Below are 6,000 nucleotides of genomic sequence, written 5' to 3' on the forward strand. Positions count from 1 at the left end.
GCTAGGGTAAATAACTGCCGGAATATTGTTTACTTATTAATCGCTAATGAAGTTTGCTGTAGTGTTGTAGGGCACAGTTTTGGTCCCCAAGCCTGGGCTGGTTGACGCATTGCTGAGATCATCTAGCCTGCAGACTGTCACGGGCGATCGCCATCAGCCCTTCAAAAATTTACGCTTAGCATGACTGATTACGCCGAATCGTCTCGTTTTCCCTCTGCTCAAATGCCCTTTTCAGAACCCGTTGCGCAAGCCCTAGAGCAGCTTCGGCGGCAGCATCAGCTCATTCTCAACGCCGTGGGGGAAGGGATTTACGGCCTGGATCTGGAAGGCAACGTGACGTTCGTCAATCCGGCTGCCGCTGCCATGATTGGCTGGTCGGTGAGCGAGCTAATCGGCCAGTCTATGCACGCTGTGCTGCACCATTCTCACCCCGACGGGGCTCCCTATCACCGGCAAGAATGTCCGATCTATCTAGCTTTTCAAGATGGCAGCACTCAGCGAATCACCCACGAGGTGTTTTGGCGCAAAGACGGCACCTATTTTCCGGTGGAGTATATCAGCACCCCGATGCGGGATGAAGACGGGCAGCTAGTCGGTGCTGTGGTCACCTTTCGCGACATTACTCAGCGACGCTGGGCGGAGCAGGTGCTGCAGCGGGCCAACGAGGATCTAGAACTCAAGGTTTCTGAGCGCACCGCTAAGCTGCGGCAGGCCAATCAGCAACTGCAAGAACTCAGCGACATGCGATCGCGCTTTGTCGCCTTAGTGTGTCACGAGTTTCGCAACCCGCTGAACAACATTGCTCTCTCAGTCTCTTCGCTCAGACGCTATGACGCCCAGCTCAGCGAACAGGAAAAGCAGGATTATCTAGTGGCTATCAGCGCTAACGTGGAGCGGATGACGCAGATTATTGACGATATTTTGGTGATTGGCAAAATCGAGGCGAAGGTGCTGGAGATGGCCCCGCAGCCGCTAGATCTCGTCGCCTTTTGCCGCGAGCTGCTGGCAGAGCATGAATTTTCTCGATCGGAACTGCCTATTGAATTCACTTGCCGATCGCGTCAGATTTTAGCGATCGCCGATGAGCGTCTGCTGCGCTCGGTGCTGAGTAACCTACTTTCTAACGCCATTCGCTACACCCCTGCTAATAAACGCATTTGCCTAAAGCTAGCTAAGCGGCAAAATCAGCTAATTTTGCAGGTACAGGATGAGGGTATCGGTATTCCCTCTGAGGACAAGCGTCAGCTATTTGAGCCGTTTCACCGGGGCCGCAATGTTAGCAATATTCCAGGAACTGGGCTAGGGCTAAGCATTGTTAAGCAGTTTGTAGATTTGCAGCGCGGCTCGCTGAAAGTTGTGAGTCAGGTAGGCAGAGGAACGACATTTACAGTGCGGCTACCCATTCATCTCTCAAAGTAGATGTAGACGCTTTGGTTCGAGCAGAGTGCGGATTAAGTGTCAGAACTGACTACTCAGGAGTGTCACGCTATGTCAGTTGAGCGATACACTGAGACACCGTTGAGTTCCTCCTACTCCATGCGCTGTCCTCGTTGCTAGTCCGGAGACACTCGTGTTCGCCGTAACCAGATGACCAGCCTTGGCTCAATCGCGCACCGTTTCATGGCTAAAGTGAAAGCCTCGTAGCTAGAACAGCTCGGCCACATCCCGATAGCTCAGTTTGAAGCGCAACCGGCAATAGAGCACCTGGAAGATGATATCGGAGGTACTTCAATGTGACTGAAGGGAGTTGGGTATCGTCAGACCGGCAATGGGGGCCAGTGCATGATGGGAAGGCAGCACAGCAACGCCCCAGCGTATCGCCTCACTGACGGAGCGTGACACTTCTATGGAATCAATCCTGGCACTTAGATCTCAGAATTACAGCTTTTATCAAATTTTTGGTGAATGAATACGGGAAAATGACTTCAGATTCAGACTATATATTATGCTGATATAGCAAAATCCAGGGGTCTACATAATTTATGAAGCTTGTGTTCTTTTTGACATTTTTCCTGATGGGATTCGCTGCCAGTATTGCTGATGCAGTAGAAATAAAGCAGCAAAATCCTAATCTGATTGAATGCGTAAATAGTGAAGAGATAACAAGTGAGCATACTCCTTACGATCTTTATTGGAGTAGCTATCTCTGTATGCAGGAGGAGAGATTCGATACTGCTGCTGAGCTAGTGGCAATCGGTAATTTTTTCGGAACTTATGACAAGAAGCGGGTGGCCGACACATCATCTTATCAAGCGATGACAGTGCTGATGTATACGGTTGACTCACAAATGACCGACGAGCAGCGAAATTTCTTGATAGAGAGTCTGAATGCTTTAAGACCAAGCTGCGAAGTAGGAGGAGAGTGTATTTGTGAAGTGCTTGGAAACGCAGGACAGCCTACGTATTATCCAAGCTATATGATAAATCATGGGATTGCTGGATATCTCGGAAGCTCTGAGTCTGCTATTGTTGAGGGCTTTGATCCGGAAATAGCCTGGCAAGAAATTATGGATGAGTGTCTTGCTTTCAATTGGTAGTATTTCTTTGAGTTATGGCAATGATTCTGAAAAAAAAAGCCATTTGTTCTGAGTCCCTTTCATAATGACTCTTTGCCACTTTAAGCGATTATGCTACGAAGAAATAGTTATTTGAGTAGAGGTGTTGCCACTTGCGAGAGAGGAGGCTGTTAGCTGGTTATTGCTGACGATGCTGGCAGTAAATAGCTTTGAGGCTAAGTGTCAGAACTGATTACGAACCTGTCTCCGATGTCATCAAAGTTCTCTGAAAACCCTATTCTTTCATTTAGCTATTGAAACTATTCTTATTAAGAATGAGAATTAGCCGAGAAGGTAATCAGTTCTGACACTTAGCCCCCGACGGCTGACTCTTGAACTGAGGGCATAGACCCGCTCACCGGTTCTGTCGCAAAAACTCAAGAGTGGTAGATTAGGAGACCGATTTCCTCATGTCATCTACCACCAACTTTACCTTCATGTCTCATCCTGCTTTTGACATGAAGGATAAAAGATTATGCAGAAACAAAGTTGGCAATCTCCTGAACATATCCAACTTAATGGCAAATTTGTTACGTTAAAGCCCCTAATCCTAGAAAGAGATGTCGGTGAACTCTATTCATGTTCGCATGGCAAGCCTGAAAAGGAAGCGGTGTGGAGACATTTATTCTATGGTCCGTTTAAAGGTTCCTCTGCCATGCAGGAATGGATGAATAGAGAGATGATTGGGAAGTCAGATCCACTAGTCTGGACGGTCTTTGAAAACTTAAGCAACACTCAGGTAGGCATTGTCGGTTTGTTGGCGATTGTTCCAGATCATGGACGAGCAGAAATTGGTCATGTTTGGTTTAGTCCGACTGTTCACAAAAGTAAAGTCAACACAGAGTCACAGTTTCTATTACTTCAACATCTCCTTGATAATCACTCATATCGTAGAGCTGAATGGAAATGCGATGTCCTCAATCACGCCAATCGGACAACAGCCGCAAGAATGGGATTTCTTTATGAAGGCCGCTTTCGTCAACACATGATCATTCGGGGCAAGAATAGGGATACTGATTGGTTCGCGATGACAGATAAAGAATGGGGACGCTGTAAAGCAAATTTTGAAAGATGGCTTTACTCTGGTGAAAGTCTCTCGCTAATGGAGTTAAACAACGGTTGATTTCATCTCATGTCAGCATCTAATTTTCTTACCCGACAATCATAAAAATTCTCTAGATCGTGTGTCATCGCGATCTAGCTTCTGTTGTAGTGTCTCCCCAGCTAGAGCAAGAAATGCTTCCAAGACCGGCGAGGCATCATGCTGTCGCCAAGCGAGATAAAGCCTAGTTTTAGGTGTTTTCTCTTGTAGGGGTCTATAAACGACTCCGCTTCTGGGGAAGTTCTTTAGAGAAGCGGGAACGAAAGCGATACCCAATTCTGCAGCTACCAAACCGATAATCGTCTGCATCTGAACGGCCTCTTGAGCGACTTTCGGGCGAAATCCGGCCTGTTGACAAATGTCAATAATTTGTTCGTAAAAGGCGGGTCCCATTTTGGCCGGAAACAGTATAAACAATTCATTTTTCAAAGTGGAGAGGGACACGTTGGTCTGAGCAGACAGCGGATGGGTTTTTGGCAATGCCAGCATCAATGATTCTTGTAGAATGCATTTCACCTCTAAACCTGGCTCGGTGATGGCAGAGCGAACAATGCCGACATCAACCTGCTTGTTGTGTAAGGCATAAATTTGCTGTGCCGTTGTTAGTTCATGCAGTCGCAGATCTACAGCCGGAAACTGCTCTCGAAAGACACTCAAAATCTCTGGCAGTACGGTGTACGTGGCCGAACCAACAAAACCGATCTCTAGCTGTCCAACCTCACCCCGCTCTACCCGCTGTGTTGCCACGATCGCCTGTTCAAGTTGCGCCAACACAACATAACAGCGATCTAAAAACACTTTGCCCGCTTCCGTCAGTTGAACATGTCGCTTTGTGCGCTCAAACAGCTTGACCCCGAGTTCTTCTTCCAGACTGCGAATCTGCTGACTGAGCGGCGGTTGGGAAATGCACAACCGCTCTGCTGCCCGACTAAAGTGCAGTTCCTCAGCCACAGCGATGAAGTAGCGCAGGTGCCGTAGTTCCATCACACTTATACCTTAAACCTATTAATCCTAGTTAAATATATATTGGACAGTCATTTTGCTATCTCCTACCGTAAGAAATACGAGGCACATCTCATCGTCAAGCTGCCGTGGCAGTACAGGGTGATTTTCAGCGCATCAATTTGTTCTCATAGCGTGGCCTGACCTTGCGCGTGAAAGATTTCACACTGCATCGATTTAATGACGCTACCGCACCTTGATTTCGGAGGAGTAATGGGATGAAAAACCTACAAATGAAACATTTACGTATAAGCGTCTTATGCACAGCGGTTAGCCTGGCGATCGCCGCAATCCCAGTGGGTTCAGCACAGGCAGAAATTCAGCGTCAGGACTTCAATGTCCAAAGTGAGCCTGGTATTGAACTGCATGTCCGCGAAGTTTGGGACTCTGCTGACACAGACAGCAAGCCGCCAATTATCTTGATCCATGGTGCCCGAGTGCCAGGCATTGCTTCGTTCGATCTGCCTGTTGTGGGCGGTTCGCTCGCCGCTGATCTGGCGCAGGCTGGACATCGCGTCTTCGTCATGAATGTGCGTGGCTATGGGAGCTCGACTCGTCTTGGACAGGACGGTTCGAGAGAAGGAGAACCGCTGGTTAATTCGAATGAGGTGGTGCGCGATATTGGTGCTGTTGTGCAGGCGATCGCTGAACGAACAGCAAACTCAGATGTGGCATTGCTGGGCTGGGCTACAGGCGGACATTGGGCCGGGATGTACGCCAGCCTGCACCCAGAAACGGTCAGCCATCTCATTATGTACAACGCGCTCTATGGCGCACATGAAGGTCACGAAAATCTGGGGCGCGGCTCTTCCTTGTCAGCCCCGAATGATGCCAACCGTTTCAACACTGCCAGGTTTGGCGCTTATCGCCTGAATACAGCTGATTCCCTGTTGCCGTCTTGGGATCGAGCCATTCCCGTAGAGGATAAGGCCGAGTGGCGTGATCCCGAGGTGGCCGAGGCTTATCAGCGCGTAGCACTCGCCTCAGATCCCACATCAGAAAGCCGCAACCCGCCGTCTTTTCGTGCACCTTCGGGAGCGATGGAAGACTCTTTCTATCTTGCTTTGGGACGCCAGCTTTGGGATGCTGCCACAATTACAGCTCGAGTTCTAATTATTCGCTCAGAAAATGACTTTTGGAGCCGACCAGAGGATGTGACCACGCTGCAAGCGCATCTCGTCAATGCCGTTGAGGTAGAAGCGGTTAAGCTCCAGGGTGCGACGCATCACGTCCATCTTGACCGCGGCGAGAAAGGAAGAGATGCATTTCTTGAGACAGTAACACGCTTCCTCGCGGTTCAGTAAAACCAGCAAGGGGTTAAACTCATCGGCGGGGGCGACC

Annotated in this window: 5 protein-coding genes and 1 pseudogene; 4 read left to right on the plus strand and 2 right to left on the minus strand. The window is 48.9% G+C overall.

Annotated features, from left to right (window positions below; translation table 11 throughout):
• Positions 1-180: 180 nt before the first annotated feature.
• Complete coding sequence (locus QJQ48_RS23665) at positions 181-1,419, plus strand: PAS domain-containing sensor histidine kinase (protein ID WP_428843084.1); 1,239 nt, start codon at positions 181-183, stop codon at positions 1,417-1,419.
• Between the two features lie 228 nt (positions 1,420-1,647).
• Here QJQ48_RS23665 and QJQ48_RS23670 read toward each other — a convergent pair.
• Positions 1,648-1,757 (minus strand): annotated as a pseudogene (locus QJQ48_RS23670) (IS6 family transposase); the annotation flags it as partial.
• A gap of 225 nt (positions 1,758-1,982) precedes the next feature.
• Here QJQ48_RS23670 and QJQ48_RS23675 point away from each other — a divergent pair.
• Positions 1,983-2,537 carry a hypothetical protein gene (locus tag QJQ48_RS23675; RefSeq protein ID WP_346293717.1) on the plus strand — a complete coding sequence of 185 codons (555 nt, stop codon included), beginning with the start codon at positions 1,983-1,985 and terminating at the stop codon, positions 2,535-2,537.
• 493 nt (positions 2,538-3,030) lie between these two features.
• Positions 3,031-3,678, plus strand: coding sequence for a GNAT family N-acetyltransferase (locus QJQ48_RS23680; RefSeq protein WP_346293718.1), 648 nt, complete (start codon positions 3,031-3,033; stop codon positions 3,676-3,678).
• 39 nt (positions 3,679-3,717) lie between these two features.
• Here the strand turns inward: QJQ48_RS23680 and QJQ48_RS23685 are convergent, their stop codons facing one another.
• Positions 3,718-4,641 (minus strand): LysR substrate-binding domain-containing protein, encoded by a 924-nt coding sequence (locus QJQ48_RS23685; protein WP_346293719.1) that lies wholly within the window; start codon positions 4,639-4,641, stop codon positions 3,718-3,720.
• A 236-nt stretch (positions 4,642-4,877) separates the two neighbouring features.
• On the opposite strand from QJQ48_RS23685, the gene QJQ48_RS23690 reads away from it, so the two are divergent.
• Positions 4,878-5,963 carry an alpha/beta hydrolase gene (locus QJQ48_RS23690; protein WP_346293720.1) on the plus strand — a complete coding sequence of 362 codons (1,086 nt, stop codon included), beginning with the start codon at positions 4,878-4,880 and terminating at the stop codon, positions 5,961-5,963.
• The last annotated feature ends 37 nt before the right edge of the window (positions 5,964-6,000 follow it).

The organism is Sphaerothrix gracilis Ecp01 (assembly GCF_030405905.1).
Lineage (GTDB): Bacteria > Cyanobacteriota > Cyanobacteriia > Phormidesmidales > Phormidesmidaceae > Sphaerothrix > Sphaerothrix gracilis.